The sequence below is a fragment of the Arthrobacter sp. CMU6 genome (assembly GCF_059090205.1).
Map to the genome: position 1 here is coordinate 1 of NZ_JBNHFL010000054.1, position 13,927 is coordinate 13,927.

Consider the following 13,927-nt stretch of genomic DNA (forward strand, 5'->3'; position numbering starts at 1 on the left):
CGGCGACATCAAGCCCTCCGGCGAAGCCCTGCTCGGCCTCACCGCGGACACCCCGCCCCTGATCGAACGCGCCGAAACCCTGCAGCGCAAAGAAACCGCAACGTCCTAGTCCGTTGAGCGAGCGCTAGTCCGCTGATTGAGCCTGCCGAAATCAAGGTTTCGGCAGGCTCAATTATTTAAGCGGCCGGGGTCACCGGTGCGTGTAGCCCATCTTTCTGCTGATGTTCAGGCCGGCCTCCCGGAGGCCCTGGATCAGACCCGGTGTATTTTCCGGGTCGAAGCGGAAGGCCGGGCCGGAGATGCTGACGGATCCGATGACCGTTCCGAAGTGGTTGTAGACGGGCACGGCAACCGCGGTCAGTCCGATCTCGAATTCCTCGTGGACAACTGCGTAACCGTCGCGGGATACGTCGAGGAGCTGGTTTTCCAACGTGTCCCGGTCTGTGATGGTCCGCGGGGTGCGGGCCGGCAGGCCCACCTGCTGGAGGATCCGGGAGCGTTCTTCAACCGGCAGTGCCGCCAGCAGTACCTTGCCGCTGGAGGTGGCATGGAGGGGCGTGAGGCTGCCCACCCAGTCGGATGTTGCCAAGGTTGACGGGCCCATGGCCTGGTCCACGTTCACCGCATAATTGGAGCGCAGGACGGCGAGGTTGACGGTTTCCTTGTACTGGTCTGCCAGGCTCTCCAGGATGGGGCGTGCCTCGTGGACCAGGCTCAGCCGCCCTGGAATGGAGCTGGCCAGCCGCAGGATGCCAAAGCCCAGCTGGTACTTGCCGCGGTCGCTGTTCTGCCGCACGATCTCCCGGGACACCAGCGAGCCGAGCAGCCGCGAGACGGTGGACTTGTGGACCCCCATTTCGTCCGCGATGTCGCTGACGCCTGCGTGTCCGTCCCGGGCGAGGATCTCCAGGATCTGGAGGGCGCGGTCGACGGACTGGACGCCTCCGCCTTGGGCATCCGGATCCCTGCCAGTTCCCGTTTCGTCTCTTGCAGCCATCAGAGGTGCTCCCATGTAGTCGCCGTGACCAGCGGTCAGGCGCTGCGCCATCCCGCGTGCTTCACACATCTGATCCTAGACTGCGGCGGGAGGAGCGGCCCATTCAGCCGATGGCGGGGCTCTTCAGTGCAGGTGCCAGTCGTTCCTGGCCGACATACGCGTTGAGGCTCTTGCCCCTGCTGAAGCCCACAAGCGTTATGCCGGTGTCGGCGGCGAGGTCGGCCGCGAGACTTGAGGGTGCGCTGACCGCGGCCAACACCGGGATGCCGGCGAGGGCAGCTTTTTGGACGAGCTCGAATGACGCCCGCCCTGAGACCTGCAGAACAGTGCCGCGCAGCGGCAGAAGCCCTTCGCGCAGGGCCCACCCGACAACCTTGTCCACGGCATTGTGCCGGCCCACGTCCTCGCGGAGGCAGAGCAGCTCCGCTGCACCGCCGTCGTCGATCCTGAACAGCCCAGCCGCGTGGACGCCGCCGGTCTTGTCGAACAGCGCCTGGGCCTCGCGCAGCTGTTCGGGCAGCCGCGCGATGACGTCCACCGGCACGCGCAGGTGGTCCTCGTGCACGTCATAAGTAAGGGTTTTGCGGACGGCCTCGATGGATGTGCTGCCGCAGATGCCGCAGGAGCTGGACGTGTAGACGTGCCTGCCGGTGTCCGGCAGTGCCATGCCGGGGCGGAACTGCGCTTCGACGACGTTGAAGGTCTGCCGGCCGGTTTCGTCCTCGCCGGCGCAGAACCGGAGCGACACGAGATCCGCCTGACTGGCGATGATGCCCTCCGAGACGAGAAAACCCGCCACGAGGTCAAAGTCATCGCCCGGCGTCCGCATCGTTACGGCAAAGGACAAGTTTCCGAAGCGGATTTCCAGCGGTTCCTCCGCCGCCAGCACGTCTTCCCGGAGCCGCACGGGGTATTCCGTGGCGGCTTCGGAGCCGTCCAGCAGGTAGCGGTGGACCTTGCGGCGCTGGGTCAGGCGTGCCACGGGCTAGTCCTCCCAGTTCAAGTTGCCGGGCATTGGTGGCCGCAGCTCCGGGCGCCACGGAAGGGCGAATGCAGGAACCGCTTCGCCCGGCTGTACTCCACGGGACGGAACCACCATGACGCCGTCGGCGCTGGCGAGCCCGCGCATCATTCCGGGGCCCGTGTGGTGGGCCGGGGCCGCCTGGCCGTTATTCCAGCGGAACGGCATGAGCCGGGTGGATGCCCGGTGGGCGTCGATGGTGGTGCCGCACGGCACCCGGCTGATGCCGGGCAGCGGCTGGTGGCCGAGGGCGGCCAACAGCGGACCGCCAACGGTGAACAGCGCCATGAGGGCGGCGAGCGGGTTGCCGGGAAGCCCGACGACGAAGCGGCCGTTGGGTAGTTTGCCCAGGGCGGCGGGATGGCCGGGCCGCATGGCGATGCCGTCGATGAGGAGCCGGCCGCCGAGCGCCACCACGGCGTTTCGGAAATGGTCCGCGCCTGAACGCCCTGTGCCGCCGGTGGTCACGATCACGTCGGGCCACTGCCCCATCGGCGTCTCGGAGGAACCAAGCGCCGTGAGCCATTCCTCGTAGGCGTCACCGATCCGGACCAGGGGCCCCGGAACACCGCCGAGCATCTGGATGACGGTGCTGAGCTGGGGTCCGAAGGCGTCCCTGACCTGTCCCGGTTCCGGAATCCGGGCCGCCACCACCTCTGAGCCGGTAACCAGCATCTTGACCAGCGGCCTGCGGTGCACCGTCAGTTGGTCGAACCCGGCGACGGCGGCCAGCGCGATATCCACGGGGTTCAAGGTTGTCCCGGCGGGGATCAGCACCTCACCGGCCGCCGCTTCCTCGCCTGACTTGCGGATGTGCTGGCCGGGGCGGGGTTCGCCAGGAGCTGCTCCCTCGCCCATGCTGAGCACGGTCCGGCCGGTTGCATTGGTGGCAAGCCGTCCGCTCTCAACACGGAGCACCGCCTGGGTGCCCGGCGGGATTACGCCGCCGGTTACTACGGGGCTGGCCTCCCCGCTGCGGAGGGGCCGTCCCGTTTCCTTCAGTACCCAGGGGCCGTCACCACTGACGGTCCAGCCGTCCATGGCGGATGAGGCGTAGTGGGGCATGTCCTGAAGCGCGACGACGCCGGCCGCCAGGGTTTTTCCGTTCGCCTCCCCGAGCGGGACCTGCTCTGGTCCCAGCGGGGCGGCGCAGTCGAATGCCAGACGGCGTGCTTCTGCCCAGGTGTGCTCCCCGTGGGCGGCCCGCCCGCCATCCTTGCCCGGCCTGTCGGCGGTTGGGCGGGCTGGAGCTAGCACTGGTGGTCCCCTCGTTGAATGGTTCCTGGGCTGTCAGGCCGCCGGGGCAATGGCGTCGTCTACTCGGGAATGACCGCTTGAAGTGATCCCCGCCCCTGCTGCTCGTTTCCCGAAAGCGGTGCTTCGGCGCTTACCTCCCCAGGTATTTCAGGCCTCCGAAACACCGTTTACGGGAAACGAACTGCTACGCCCTTGAGGCGCTGGCTTGGGCTGCGCACCGACGGCGGCGCCCTGATATTCCAAATATATCGTAAAGATATATCAGAGTGGAAGGGCTGCAGGAATCTGATTTTCCGGGACTTTTACCGCCGCCGTTTCCAGCCGCACCACGACGGATTTCGACGTCGGCGTTCCGCTGGTGTCGGCCACGGAGTCCAGTGGCACCAGCACATTGGTTTCCGGATAGTAGGCAGCCGCGCAACCCTTCGGCGTCGAGTAGCTGACGATGCGGAAGTTTTCCGCCCGGCGTTCTGTACCCCGGAACTCCGAGACCAGGTCCACCATGTCGCCGTCGGCAAAGCCCAGCTCGGCGATGTCCGCCTCGTTCACCAGCACCACACGCCGGCCCCCGTGAATTCCGCGGTACCGGTCGTCCTTTCCATAAATGGTGGTGTTGTACTGGTCGTGCGAACGCAGGGTCTGCAGGATCAGCCGGCCGGGCGGGACCCGAAGGTACTCCAGGGCATTAGATGTGAAGTGCGCCTTGCCGGACGGGGTCTTGAATTCCCTGTTGTCCCGTGGCGGGTGGGGCAGAACGAAGCCGCCGGGGTGCTGGATTCTTTCCTCGAAATCCTCGAAGCCGTCGATGACAGCCTCGATGTGCTTCCTGACCAGGGAGTAGTCGTCGCGGAGCGCGAGCCAGTCCGCCACCGGCGCGCCGGGAAGGGGGCGGCCGTCGGGGCCAGTGAACACCCTGTGTGCCAGGTTGCAGACGATGGCCACCTCGGACATCAGGTGCTCGCTGGCGGGCTTGAGCCGGCCGCGGGATGCGTGAACAGCACTCATGGAATCCTCCACGGTGACCCTTTGGTCTCCGGACCGCTGGGTATCCCGCTCGGTGCGGCCCAGCGTTGGGAGTATCAGGGCGCGCTTTCCTGTCGACAGGTGCGAATGGTTCAGTTTCGTCGAGATCTGCACGGTCAGGCGGGTGTTGGCCAGGGCCTTCTCGGTGGCGTCCGAGTCCGGAGCCGCCCGCACGAAATTCCCGCCCATGCCCACAAACAGCCTGACCTTGCCGTCACGCATCGCCCGGATCGCGGCGACGGTGTCGTAGCCGTGCGCCCGGGGTGAATGGAACTGGAACTCCTGGTCCAGCCTGTCGTGGAAGCTCTCGGGCATCCGCTCGAAGATGCCCATGGTGCGGTCGCCCTGGACATTGGAATGTCCGCGGACCGGGCAGACTCCCGCTCCGGGCTTGCCGATGTTGCCCTGCAGCAGCAGGACATTGACGACGTCGCGGAGGGTGGGCACTGAGTGCTTGTGCTGCGTCAGGCCCATCGCCCAGCAGACGATCGTGGAGCCCGACGCCAGGAGACGTTCACCGGTGGCGGTGATCTGCTCCATGGTCAGGCCGGTTGCCTCGATGATGTCGTCCCACTGCACCTGTTCCAGCTGGGAAAGGTAGGACTCGAGGCCCACCGTGTGGTTCCTGATGAAATCGTGGTCAAAGACCGTGGCCAGTCCGGGGGTGTTCCTGCCCGCACGCTCGGCGTCCAGCAGGTATTTCCCGAGGCCCTGGAAAAGCGCCTGGTCGCCGCCGGCCCTGATCTGCAGGAAGTCATCAGTGAGCTGCGTGCCCACCAGCGTTCCGGCGACGGTCTGCGGGTTCTCAAAATGCAGGAGTCCGGCCTCGGGGAGCGGATTGACGGACACGATGGCCGCGCCGTTTTTCTTGGCCTTCTCCAGCGCGCTGAGCATGCGCGGGTGGTTCGTGCCCGGGTTCTGGCCCGCCACGAAGATGAGGGATGCCGTTTCCAGGTCCTTGAGACTGACAGAACCCTTGCCGATGCCTATGGTCTCCACCAGCGCCGAGCCGGAGGATTCGTGGCACATGTTTGAACAGTCCGGAAGGTTGTTCGTGCCCACGCCGCGGACGAGCAGCTGGTAAACAAACGCCGCCTCGTTGGAGGTCCTCCCTGACGTGTAGAAAACGCTCTGGTCGGGGTCATCCATGTCTCTGAGTTCCTGGGCCACCAGCTCCAGGGCATCGTCCCAGCCAATGGGCCTGTAGTGGGTTGCGCCCTCATCCAGGACCATCGGGTGGGTCAGCCTTCCCTGCTGCCCCAGCCAGTAGTCATCACGGGTCTTCAGGTCGGCGACGGAATGCCTGGCGAAAAACTCCGGGCTGACCCGGCGCCGGGTGGCCTCCTCCGCCACAGCCTTCGCGCCGTTCTCGCAGAATTCCGCGGCGTTGCGCTTCTCATGTTCCGGCCAGGCGCAGCCCATGCAGTCGAAGCCGTCTATCTGGTTGACAGCCATCAGCGTCTGGACACTGCGCAGCGGGCCCATCTGTTCCAGCGATATTTTCAGGGCGTTGGCCACTGCGGGGATGCCCACGGCCTTGGTTTTGGGTTTGCTGACGGTCAGCTTCGACTCGTCGATGTTGTGGCGGGGGGCTTTAGAGGCCATGGGATCTTCCTTGGATTCTTTGCAGGGCAGTTAGGGCGGGTGGTGCCTAGGGCACGAGCGCGCTCCAGTCCGCCACGACCTTGGTGCCGGTGGGCTGTTCGACAGTGCTGCGTGCCATGACTGCCGCGGTCACCGGGTGAGGACTGGCGTGCGGGTTGCGCGGGACTGTTCGCGCGCCGCTTCGGCGGTGTGGAGAAGGAGCAGTGCGGTGGTGACCGAGCCCACGCCGCCGGGCACAGGCGTCAGCGCGGCAGCGACCGGACGGACACTAGCTTCGTCGACGTCGCCGGCGAGTGAGCCATCGGAGAGCACATTGGTTCCCACATCGATGACCACAGAATGCTCAGCAATATCCGTCCCGGTCAGCAGCCCGGTGCGGCCAGCCGCAACAACCACGACGTCGGCCGTCTTGGTGTATTTCCCGAGGGGCCCGGACTTCGAATGGCAGACGGTGGTGGTGGCGTCCTTCTGCAGCAGCAGCAGCGAGAGCGGCTTTCCGACAACCGTGGAACGGCCCACCACCACCACGTGGCGGCCGGCCACCGGAATTTCGAAGTGGTCCAGTATTTCCACCACGGAGCGTGCCGTCGCCGGGGCGAAGGCACGTTCCCCGACCGCAAGAAGTCCCAGGCTCAGCGGGTTCGCGCCGTCGATGTCCTTTTCCGGGGCGATGTGCCTGACCAGTTCCTGGGTTTTGACGCCGGGAGGCAGGGGAGTCTGCAGGATGATGCCGTTGACGGAGGGTTCGGCGCTGAGGTCCTTCAGCACCGCGATGAGCACCTGTTCGGTCGCATCGTGGCCGACGTCGATGATCCTGCAGCCGATGCCGGCGTTTTCCGCCGCGCGCTCTATGGAGCGCACGTACCAGTGTGTTGAGCTGTCCTCCGTCGCCACCACAACGGCGAGGGTTGGGCGTGAGCCTTCTTCGGCCAGCGCTGTGGCCTGGGCAGTGGCCTGCTGCTGGATCAGTTTGGCGAGGGGCTTGCCGGAGAGCAGGGCGGCCGTCATCGGAGGATCCTTTCCCGTACCTGACGTGAGAGTGAGTCAGCAGCCAAAACGACTTTTTCTTCCAGCCCGTCAGTCTGTTCTGCCAGGGCCGCGCGGGCCTGGGCGTCCTTGATGGCGACGACGTTGATGTCGATGTTGACGCGGGCTGTGGTAGCCGCAGCCCTGGCCGCATCGGCGGCTGCGGCAATGTCGCTGATGACATTGGGATTGGCAATGTCAAGAAGTTCGGCCGCGAGCTCCACGACCGCACCTGACAGCTCAATCAGACGGGCCGGAGGCTGGGCAGCCTGGCCAAGTGCGTCGTTGATGGCGGCTGCGCGCGCTGCACGCTCATAGTCGGTTGCGGCGGGCAGCTTGTAGGAGGCGATCACAGCCTTGAAGGCGGCTTCGTCGGCGTCGGCCAGCCCCAGCGTCTCGCCGACGAGCAAGTCGGCGGCGGCAATGATTCTGGAGGTTGTCTCAGCATGCTGCTCATATTTCTCGCCGGTGCTGAACCGTGCCACCATCGCCACCAGGGCCGCACCCTGCGCCGCGTGGAGCGCCGCGGCCGCGCCCCCACCAGGGGTGGGCTTCCGGGAGGCAAGCCTGCCGAGGTAGTCGTTAATTGTTTCTGAACCGATCATTTGTTCATTCCTGGGCTGGTAGAGGCTGGAGCGGAAAGGGGGCTGCACGCGGCCCGTCTCCCGTTGCGAGGATGAGGCGGGCCGCGTGCCCCCAAGGCCCTGTGGGCTGTTTAGCCGCGGAGCCTGGTCATTTTCGGGTCGTACAGGGGGTCTTCGGTGACGGTGGCCCTGATGCGGCGGCCGAAGTATTCGATCTCGACGGAGTCGCCGGTGGAGACGGTTCCGGGGAGGTAGGCGTAGGCGATGGGTTTGGCCACGGTGTATCCGTAGGCGGCGCTGGTGATGTAGCCGACGGCCTGTTCCTTGTAGAACACGGGTTCCTTGCCCAGGACGATGGACCGGCCGTCATCGACGGTCAGGCACCGCAGACGGCGGGCGGAGCCCTCTTCGGTGCGGCCTTCGAGCGCGGCCTTGCCGATGAAGCTCTCCTTGGCCATCTTGACGGCGAAGCCGAGGCCCGCTTCATAGGGGTCGTGTTCGGTGGTCATGTCCGTTCCCCAGGAGCGGTAGCCCTTTTCCAGGCGCAGGGAGCTGAACGCCGCCCGGCCGGCCGCGATGACGCCGAAGGGCTGTCCTGCCTGCCAGAGCGCGTCCCAGAGCCGTTGTCCGTTGTCGGCGCTGGTGTACAGCTCCCAGCCGAGTTCGCCGACGTAGGACAGCCGCATGGCCGTGACGGGGACGCCACCGATGACAACGCTCTTGGCCCGGAAGTACTTCAGGCCCTCGTTGGAGAAGTCATCGTCGCTGACCTGGCTGACCAGATCGCGGGCCAGGGGGCCCCAGAGGCCGATGCAGCAGGTGCCGCCCGTGGTGTCGCGGACCTGGACCCAGTCCGAAGCGGATCCGCTTTGTGTCTGGTGCCGGGCCGCCCTCGTGAAATAGGCGGTGTCGATGTTGCCGTTGGCTCCGAGCTGGAAGGTGTCCTCGCTCAGGCGGGCAACCGTGATGTCGCTGCGCACGCCGCCGGCGTGGTCGAGCAGGAGGGTGTAGGTCACCGCGCCGGGCTTCTTGTCCAGGTCCGCCGTCGTCAGCTCCTGAAGCAGCTTTAGGGCGCCGGGACCGGATACTTCCAGGCGCTTCAGCGGCGTCATGTCGTACATGGCCACGGCCGTGCGGGTCTTCCACGCCTCAGCGGCGGCGATCGGAGAGCTGAACATGTTGGACCAGGCGTCCCGGGCCGGCGGCAACCATTCCGCGGGCATTTCCTTGAGGAGGGTGGCGTTGGATTCGAACCAGTACGGCCGCTCCCACCCGCCGGACTCCAGGAAGAAGGCTCCGAGCTCCTTGTGCCGGGCGTGGAAGGGGCTGACGCGCAGGTTGCGCGGGGAGAGCTTGGGCTGGAGCGGGTGGAGGACGTCATAGATCTCCACGAAGTTCTGCTGCGAGGTTTCGCTGACGTATTCGGGGGTGAGCTGCACGTCCTCGAAGCGGTGGATGTCGCAGTCGCCCAGGTCGATCCCGGACTTGCCGGTGGTCAGCAGTTCCGCCACGGCACGGGCGATGCCGGCCGAGTGGGTCACCCACACGGCTTCGGCGACGAAGAAGCCGTCCAGTTCCTTGGACTCGCCCACCAGGGACCCGCCGTCAGGGGTGAAGGAGAAGATGCCGTTGAAGCCGTCCTCGATCTCGCTTTCACGCAGCGCCGGAAGCAGCTCCTTGGTCGCCTCCCAGGCCGGGAGGAAGTCCTCCAGGGTGAAGTCCAGTCGGGAGGGCATATTGTGTTCGCTGACGGTCTCGGGGGCGTAGGTGCCCAGTTCGTCAAGGTCCACGGGCATGGGGCGGTGGGCGTAGGAGCCGATGCCGTAGCGGTCGCCGTGTTCGCGGTAGTAAAGGTCCTGGTCCTGGTGGCGCAGGATCGGCAGGGAGGCGCCGTTGGGCAGTTCGTTCCTGCCCTGCTGCGCCGGTACCGGTGTGGTCTTCACGTACTGGTGGGCCAAAGGCAGGAGCGGGACGGACATGCCGATCATTTCGCCGATCTTCGCGCCCCAGAAACCGGCGCAGGACACCACGATATCGGCCGGGATCAAGCCGTCGGCGGTCTGGACGCCCGTGACGCGGCGGCCGGACTGCTCAATGCCGGTGACCGCGGTGTTGCCGATGTACTTCACACCCGCGGCTTCGGTGCGCTTGATCAGCAGCTGGACGGCGCGGGCGGCCAGTGCCAGGCCATCGCTGGGGACGTGGAGGCCGCCCAGGATGTCTTCTTCGTTCAGGAGCGGGTACAGCTCCTTGCATTCTTCGCGGGTGAGGATCCGTCCTTCGATGCCCCACGAGGCGGCGTAGCCGAGCTTCCGCTTCAGATCCGCGAGGCGGGTCTCGGTGGTGGCGACCTCCAGGCCGCCCACCTGGTTGAAGCAGCTCACGCCGTCCTCTGTTAGCGACAGCAGCTTTTCCACCGTGTACTTCGCGAAGAGCGCCATGGACTTGGACGGATTGGTCTGGAAGACCAGGCCAGGGGCGTGCGACGTCGAGCCTCCCGGCATATTCAAAGGTCCCTGGTCCAGGACAGTGATGTTGTTCCAGCCCCGGGCGACCAGTTCGTCGGCCAGGTTGGTGCCGACAATGCCGGCTCCGATGATGACAATACGTGGAGTCGATGCCATGTGGTTTCTCCTGCAGATTTAAGTAATAAGCGCCGGCAGCCTGTAAATGGCTGCTTTAGCGGAAGACGACGGTGCTGGACTGGTCGATCAGTACGCGGTGCTCGCAGTGCCACCGCACTGCGCGGGACAACGCAAGGGCCTCGGCGTCCCGTCCGATGGTGGAGAGCGTGGTGGGTCCGTAGCTGTGGTCGACGCGGATGACTTCCTGCTCAATGATCGGGCCCTCGTCAAGGTCGGCGGTGACGTAGTGGGCAGTTGCGCCCACAAGCTTTACGCCGCGGGCGTAGGCCTGGTGGTAGGGGCGCGCGCCCTTGAACCCGGGCAGGAACGAGTGGTGGATGTTGATGGCCCTGCCCTCGAGGGACCGGCACAGGTCATCGGAAAGCACCTGCATGTAACGGGCCAGGACGACGAGGTCGATGTTGTACTCATCCACGAGCTCGAGCAGGCGTCGCTCAGCATCCTGCTTGGTTTCCGGGGTCACGGGAATGTGCACGAAAGGCAGGCCGGCCGCTTCGGCCATTGCCCGGTGCGTCTCGTGGTTGGAAACCACCAGTGCCAGGTCTCCGCCAAGGCTGCCGCCCCGCCAGCGGAAAATCAGGTCATTGAGGCAGTGCCCGAACTTGGACACCATGACCAGAACGCGCTGCTTGGTCTCGTCGTAGACGTTGAACTTCATCTCAAAGCGTTCCGCGATGGGGCGGAACTCCTCCTGGAGTGCCTGCAGGTCGTAATCCGTGGCTCCCGAGAAGGCGGTGCGCAGGTGCAGGGTCTGGCGGAGGCCGTCGTCGAACTGCTGGTGCTCTTCGATGTTGAATCCCCGCTCAAACAGGAACGTGGTTACCGCCTGAACGATGCCTGCACGTTCGACACACGACAGTGTGAGCACGAACTTGCCGGTTTTGGTTTCTTCAGAGGCTTCTGTCTGGGCAGCCGGGCTGGTTTGGGTGGCTGTGTCCACAAGGGTCATGTCGCATCCTTTAGATATATGGCTGATCACCTTATTGATATATCAGGGCTGATGGCCAGCGTATACTGGTGTGCGGATGAGGTCAATAGGCGAATGTTGGCCCACAGGAGAGGCGGAGCGGTGGCGTTTGAAGCTTTGGCGGTAACGGAGGCCGGAGGTTCGAGGTCCCTGGCCGATGTGGCCTATGAACGGATACGCGACAGCCTGCTGACCCTGGAGATCCGGCCCGGTGATCCGCTCTACGACGAGGGGATCGCCAAGGAGCTCGGCGTGGGGCGCACCCCGGTCAGGGAAGCGCTGAAACGGCTCGAGGTGGACCGGCTGGTGGTGACCTACCCGCGGCGCGGCACCTTCGCGACGCGCGTCGAGGTCACGGACCTCGCCTTCATCTCGGAAATCCGTGCCCAGCTGGAGCCACTGGCAGCCTCCCGTGCTGCACGGGTGGCCACGGCGGCCGCCCGGGATCGCCTCCGCCTCATTGTCGAGGAAGTGGAGGCCTTCGACGTAGCGAGCGCGTCTGTGGTGGAGACCCTGCGCCTGGACGCCCGGGTGCATCAGGGAATCTACGCCGCAGCGGCAAATCCGCACCTGGAAGATGCGCTGATCCGCTATGACAATCTGGCAACACGCATTTGGTGCATGGTCCTGGACCGCCTGCCGAACCTTTCCGGGCATGTGCACGAGCACGTCGACCTGCTTGAAGCGGTAATCGCAGGAGACGAGGCCCGGGCGGCAGAGTTGGCCCGCGAACACGTGGACGGCTTTGAGAAGGCGGTGCGGACAGCCCTTTTCGCTGCCTAATGCTGGCCGAAAACACAAGCAGCAAAAGTAGTGTCCCCGTCGTTCATGCGACGGGGACACTGCCATGTAGGGGGCGCGGTTAGCGCCACACATCCTGCGTTGCGACGAGCTCATGCGCCTCCGCCTCGGTGTCCACGCTCGGCATGGAGCCTGGCAGTGGGCGGCGGGCGGACTCACGAAGGAAATAGATGGCCACCGCCCCGATGGCCGATGTAGCCATGAGGTAGTACGCGGGGGCCATGTCGTCCCCGGTGGCCTCAATCAGGCCCTGGACGAGGAATGGCGTTGTCCCGCCGAAGATCGCCACCGAGAAGTTGTAGGCGATGCCCATGCTGCTGTAACGGCATGACGTGGGGAACAGAGCCGGAAGCGCTGATGCGAGGTTGGCAACGTAGAACGTCACGGGGAAGGCAATCAGGGACAGGCCCGCCAGGGTGGACCAGACGCTGCCAATGCCGATCAGCATGAAGGCGGGGACGGCGAACAGGACTGTGCTTCCGGCGCCGATCCACAGGACCGGGCGCCGTCCGATGCGGTCCGAAAGCTTGCCGGTGAGCGGGATGCACAACGACATCACCAGCAGCACCGGAATGGTCAGCAGCGTGCCGTGGACCGGGTCGTAGCCCTTGGATTCGGTCAGGTATGTGGGCATGTAGGACGTCAGGGCATAGCCGACGGTATTGGCAGCCCCGGCCAGGATCATGGCCAGCACAATCTGGCGCCAGTGGCTTTTCATGATGCCTACCGGCCCCCGGGCATCGGTATTGTTGCCGGCAGCTGCTGCGACGGAGGCTGCCTCCTGCGCACCAAGGGTTGCCTGGAACTGGGGCGATTCCTCGATCTTGTTGCGGAAGTAGATGGCGATCAGGCCGAGTGGTCCGGCCACCAGGAACGGCAGCCTCCAGCCCCATTCCTCCATGGCGGCCTCGCCGAGTGTAACCTGCAGGATCGAGACCGTGGCAGCGCCCAGGGCAAACCCGATGTAGGAGCCCATGTCCAGGAAGCTGGCGTAGAAGCCGCGGCGCTTGTCGGGGGCGTATTCACACACAAATGTGGTGGCTCCTGCATACTCACCACCCGTGGAGAAGCCCTGCACGAGCTTCAAAAGAACCAGCAGCGCGGCCGCCCAGATGCCTATTTGCGCGTAGCCGGGCAGGAGGCCGACGGCGAAGGTGCTGGCCGCCATCAGCATGAGGGTGGCGGCGAGCACCTTCTGCCGGCCTACCTTGTCGCCAAGCCAGCCGAAGACGACGCCGCCAACGGGCCGGGCAATGAAGGTTGCCGCGAAGGTGCCGAGCAGGAACAGGGTCTGGACCGTCCTGTCCGCTTCTGGCAGGAATACCGGACCCATGGTGGTGATGAGGTAGCCGAACACGCCGACGTCGTACCACTCCATGGTGTTGCCCACGATGGTGCCGCCGAGGGCCTTCTTAAGCATCCGCTGGTCCACAACATTGACGTCGGACACCGTGAGCCGGCGGGAGTTCGGTCTGTGTGTACTGTTCTTGTCGGTTGTGACATCACCTTTGATTGTCATAAAGGTTTCCTTACTGGGTATTGGCGGAGCTTACATGCAGGGGGCTGCATTTCACCCCGCGGACAGGTTCGGCGGGTCCCGGGACTCCAGGGCCACTGAGGCCACGTCCACGACTATGACTTTCTACGTGGGACCGCGCGTGGGATCCTCTCGTGTTCCGTAGTAATCAACAGGATTCGGTTTATGCAACAGAGTGCGTCAGCTCACAGTCAATGTCAAGAACATGACACGGGGGCGGGGCGGCTCCGGGCGGCCACAGAATGTGTGCCCCGCCTTACGGGTACACGGACCCGGCTGTGCGGCATTGCAGCTTAAATGGCACAGCGAACGGCCCCCACCGCAGGACGGGGGCCGTTCGCTGTTCACCGCTTTTTACTGGGCCACCTTGGCGAGGGTTTCGCGTTCGGCGGCGATGGTGGTGTTTTCTCCGTGTCCGGTCCTGACGGTGGTTTCCGGCGGGAGGGTGAGGAGGCGTTCGCGGA

Annotated in this window: 10 protein-coding genes and 1 pseudogene; 1 reads left to right on the forward strand and 10 read right to left on the reverse strand. The window is 65.3% G+C overall.

From position 1 onward, the window contains the following. Positions 1 to 190: 190 nt before the first annotated feature. The 8 genes from AC5RWD_RS22505 to purU form a co-directional block, all read right to left on the reverse strand. A complete protein-coding gene (locus tag AC5RWD_RS22505; RefSeq protein ID WP_494022149.1) occupies positions 191 to 997 on the reverse strand; it encodes an IclR family transcriptional regulator in 807 nt (268 codons plus the stop codon). Positions 998 to 1,100: 103 nt separating this feature from the next. Further along, positions 1,101 to 1,979, reverse strand: a complete 879-nt coding sequence (gene fdhD / locus AC5RWD_RS22510; protein WP_494022150.1) for a formate dehydrogenase accessory sulfurtransferase FdhD — start codon at positions 1,977 to 1,979, stop codon at positions 1,101 to 1,103. Positions 1,980 to 1,982: 3 nt separating this feature from the next. Next, a complete protein-coding gene (locus tag AC5RWD_RS22515; protein ID WP_494022151.1) occupies positions 1,983 to 3,275 on the reverse strand; it encodes a molybdopterin molybdotransferase MoeA in 1,293 nt (430 codons plus the stop codon). A gap of 261 nt (positions 3,276 to 3,536) precedes the next feature. Then, complete coding sequence (locus AC5RWD_RS22520) at positions 3,537 to 5,903, reverse strand: FdhF/YdeP family oxidoreductase (RefSeq protein ID WP_494022152.1); 2,367 nt, start codon at positions 5,901 to 5,903, stop codon at positions 3,537 to 3,539. A gap of 129 nt (positions 5,904 to 6,032) precedes the next feature. After that, positions 6,033 to 6,911 carry a bifunctional 5,10-methylenetetrahydrofolate dehydrogenase/5,10-methenyltetrahydrofolate cyclohydrolase gene (locus AC5RWD_RS22525; RefSeq protein WP_494022153.1) on the reverse strand — a complete coding sequence of 293 codons (879 nt, stop codon included), beginning with the start codon at positions 6,909 to 6,911 and terminating at the stop codon, positions 6,033 to 6,035. Beyond that, on the reverse strand, positions 6,908 to 7,534 hold the full coding sequence (locus AC5RWD_RS22530; protein ID WP_494022154.1) for a cyclodeaminase/cyclohydrolase family protein: 627 nt from the start codon (positions 7,532 to 7,534) through the stop codon (positions 6,908 to 6,910). Before AC5RWD_RS22530 ends, AC5RWD_RS22525 begins: the two co-directional genes overlap by 4 nt. Positions 7,535 to 7,644: 110 nt before the next feature. Next, on the reverse strand, positions 7,645 to 10,137 hold the full coding sequence (locus tag AC5RWD_RS22535; protein ID WP_494022155.1) for a GcvT family protein: 2,493 nt from the start codon (positions 10,135 to 10,137) through the stop codon (positions 7,645 to 7,647). A gap of 55 nt (positions 10,138 to 10,192) precedes the next feature. Then, complete coding sequence (gene purU / locus AC5RWD_RS22540; protein ID WP_494022156.1) at positions 10,193 to 11,107, reverse strand: formyltetrahydrofolate deformylase; 915 nt, start codon at positions 11,105 to 11,107, stop codon at positions 10,193 to 10,195. Between the two features lie 120 nt (positions 11,108 to 11,227). Between purU and AC5RWD_RS22545 the strand changes: the two genes are divergently transcribed. Beyond that, entirely contained in the window at positions 11,228 to 11,908 is a 681-nt protein-coding gene (locus AC5RWD_RS22545; protein WP_494022157.1) for a GntR family transcriptional regulator, read from the forward strand. Positions 11,909 to 11,987: 79 nt separating this feature from the next. On the opposite strand, the gene AC5RWD_RS22550 is transcribed toward AC5RWD_RS22545, so the two are convergent. Then, positions 11,988 to 13,445 carry an MFS transporter gene (locus AC5RWD_RS22550; RefSeq protein ID WP_494022158.1) on the reverse strand — a complete coding sequence of 486 codons (1,458 nt, stop codon included), beginning with the start codon at positions 13,443 to 13,445 and terminating at the stop codon, positions 11,988 to 11,990. A gap of 372 nt (positions 13,446 to 13,817) precedes the next feature. After that, positions 13,818 to 13,927 (reverse strand): annotated as a pseudogene (locus AC5RWD_RS22555) (MBL fold metallo-hydrolase); the annotation flags it as partial.